We start from the raw sequence: 505 nt of genomic DNA on the forward strand, positions 1-505 counted from the left end.
GGCGGGGGAGGCGGGGGGGACCGCGGCGCGCACGGCCGCCGCAGTGTGGAGTATGTATACATTGTCGGCGGAAACGGCGGCTCCGAACCGTGATTACCTCCGTTTTTGGCTACATAGAGCCCGATGCGGATAGACTCGGGCTGTCGTGAGGAGCATTCGATGAAGATCTTCGTCCTGGTCAAAGAGGTGCCGGACACCTATGGCGATCGCAAGCTGAATCTCGAGACCGGACTCGCCGATCGTGCGGCCGGCGATGTCGTCCTCGACGAGATCACCGAGCGGGCGCTCGAGGTCGCGCTCAGCTACGCCGACAAGAACGAGGGCACGGAGGTCGTCGCCTTGTCGATGGCTCCCGCCGGCTCGACCGCCTCGGTGCGCCGGGCGCTCGCGATCGGCGCCGCATCGGCCGTGCACATCGCCGACGAACAGCTCGCCGGCGCCGACCTCGGTCTCACCGCCGAAGTGCTGGCCGCGGCCATCCGCCGCGGTGCGCCGGATCTCGTCA

1 protein-coding gene is annotated in these 505 nt (G+C 67.9%); it reads left to right on the forward strand.

What is annotated here, in order from left to right:
* Positions 1-159 precede the first annotated feature (159 nt).
* On the forward strand, positions 160-505 hold a 346-nt coding region (locus ACNPM4_RS02070), incomplete at its 3' end, for an electron transfer flavoprotein subunit beta/FixA family protein (protein ID WP_448984522.1).

The sequence above is a fragment of the Microbacterium umsixpiens genome, from assembly GCF_053543675.1.